This is a genomic window from Effusibacillus pohliae DSM 22757 (genome assembly GCF_000376225.1).
GTDB lineage: Bacteria > Bacillota > Bacilli > Tumebacillales > Effusibacillaceae > Effusibacillus > Effusibacillus pohliae.
Map to the genome: position 1 here is coordinate 1 of NZ_AQXL01000034.1, position 2,147 is coordinate 2,147.

5 protein-coding genes are annotated in these 2,147 nt (G+C 51.7%); all 5 read right to left on the minus strand.

The features are described 5' to 3' along the window. The coding region (locus tag C230_RS18885; RefSeq protein WP_040392403.1) for a ParM/StbA family protein at positions 1 to 279 on the minus strand (279 nt) is incomplete at its 3' end. A gap of 20 nt (positions 280 to 299) precedes the next feature. Further along, positions 300 to 455 (minus strand): hypothetical protein, encoded by a 156-nt coding sequence (locus tag C230_RS22800; protein ID WP_018130133.1) that lies wholly within the window; start codon positions 453 to 455, stop codon positions 300 to 302. 318 nt (positions 456 to 773) lie between these two features. Continuing rightward, positions 774 to 968, minus strand: a complete 195-nt coding sequence (locus tag C230_RS0100455) for a hypothetical protein (RefSeq protein WP_018130135.1) — start codon at positions 966 to 968, stop codon at positions 774 to 776. Between the two features lie 11 nt (positions 969 to 979). Further along, on the minus strand, positions 980 to 1,618 hold the full coding sequence (locus tag C230_RS0100460) for an ATP-binding protein (protein ID WP_169332815.1): 639 nt from the start codon (positions 1,616 to 1,618) through the stop codon (positions 980 to 982). A gap of 91 nt (positions 1,619 to 1,709) precedes the next feature. Further along, positions 1,710 to 2,147, minus strand: a 438-nt coding sequence (locus C230_RS21625; RefSeq protein WP_156807287.1) for a DnaD domain-containing protein, incomplete at its 5' end; no start/stop codon positions are given.

Sequence of the window (2,147 nt, forward strand, 5' to 3'; positions counted from 1 at the left end):
AGTCGCCACCAGCACACGGGTCGCATCGTGATGGGTTTTGTTTCTGTCAATAGCACGGCTTGCATCGTACGATTCGGCGACCGCCAAGTCACCAACGTAGTACGTCCGGCCATCAATCTGCACCGCCATCTCATCGAGCCCACGTCCGGAACCGAAGAGTCCCGCAAATTGCCGCTCCTTCCCGCTACCAACAACCGACGGGAACGTTTGGACCGTCCGACCGTCGCTGGTGACTTTCACGTAGCCATATCCAAGATCAAGTCCCAAAATCACTGGCATTCCCCTCTCCATGAATCAGTCTAATCCAAAGCAGGCTGCGCCGGAGCCACAAGGATGATCCGCCCCAGCTCTGGTTGCGATTTTCGCAGTTGGTTCCCCTTTGTCCAGGCTTCTGCCATTCCAGTTGCTTCGACGAATTGCCTGCCGTTTTCAAACACGATTTTCCATTGGTTCATCAGTTTAGCCCCCTCATCGCGTGTAATTTTGTGCTTTCCGAAACCGAATTTCCCCTTGTTGTTTTTGAACCTGATACCCCAATCTGCTAAGCCTTGCGGATATCTTCTGGGCGGTTGATTCGTCCAGGCAGACAATCCGATACCCCCCACCTCCTAGACGGTGAGTGTTCGCAAATGGTCTGCAGCTCACGCAAAATTATAGTGTTTCCCTCACTTTGACCTGTCACACAATCGTCTGGTGCTTGCACATTTTGCATTCCCGGTAGAGCACGCGATTTTCGATCCACCCCTCGATCAGTTTGTCGCGGTCGATCCGACTCATACCGCCATCCCTTCCTCCTGTCCGGTCAGTTCGGCCAGAACTATTTTCAACTCTTCAACGCTCATAGACGTGATATTTTTTCGTTCCCCGAGCGTCCCTTCGATGATCTCCATTTGTTGGCTGCGACGGCACTGCAGCAGGCTGAACGTCTGGATTAGACGAAGCTGTAAGTTTTGTCTGAGGTCCGCCATATGCTTTCCCCTCACCCGACGAATTTCCGAAGCCGATAATTTAGACTTCCAATCGGCTCATTATCGCGGTATGTCACATCCGAGATATTGCTCATTTCAAACAGCCGACTGGCCGTTGCTTCCCCCAACACATCAATCAGGTCGAAGTACAACTCGCTTGACCAGAGGATCGGCAACCGGTTGAAGTAGCGGTATTCCACGATGGCGTAGGTCTCGTTATACACCGCGTCGCTAACTCTGACCTGTCCAATTTGCCGATCCTGCTTCCCTTTTGCAAGGTCATCCAGCATCAAGACTTCGCAGGTCTGCAGCTCGTGGCGGATTTCCTCGACCGCCTGTCCCCCCTCGTCGTACTTGGCAAACATCTCCTTAAATCCGGTGACAAAGTTGAAATATCGGACGCCTATTCCGCGGTGAAGCAAATTATTGGCAATCGCGCAAATCAAATGTGTTTTGCCAGACCCAACAGCGCCAACGATTCCAAAACTGTTTTGCCTGGATTCCTTCATGTGATCGAACCGTTCCGCATAGTCTTTCGCCTGCCGCCAGGCAGCCACAATGCGTGGGTCACGACCGGACAACTCGAAGCTTTCAAACGTCTTGGTCCGGAATTCTTCACTGATTCGACTATGCCGGAGCGCTCGATTCAAGCGTTTCTGCTCTACGCATTCGCAAAGTCTTGCCACATTCCGTTGCCAATCTACGATCACGCATTCGTCTTTGCATTTCTGGCATTCGTATTCACGTTGCGCTTCCGGCTGCCTGCTGTTTGAGCCATTCTGCGGCTGACTTTGGACTTGTTCCAACAGGCGCTGCACGCGCTCTTGTATTTGCTCCATCCGTTACCCCTCCCTTGGATCGGCGAATCCCGCCTTCCGATCGCCAGTTTTGCAACACACCACGTACAAATGCGATACGCCGTTTGTTTTGCACAACAGCTTCACGCATGGCCTCTAGGACCCAAACATCACCATACTCGTCATATAGATCTGCAATTTCTTGCTTTACATAGTCCGATAACATACCGAAGCCTTCGGCCTCAAACCTCTGATAGACTTCTCCAAGTTTTGGATCGAGAGGCAAAGATGACGAGGACGACGACTCCGTTTCACTCGCGCGTGTGGGCACGTTGTCTTCGTCTTCTTTTCTCTTCTCTTCTTTTCTCTTCTCTTCTTTTCT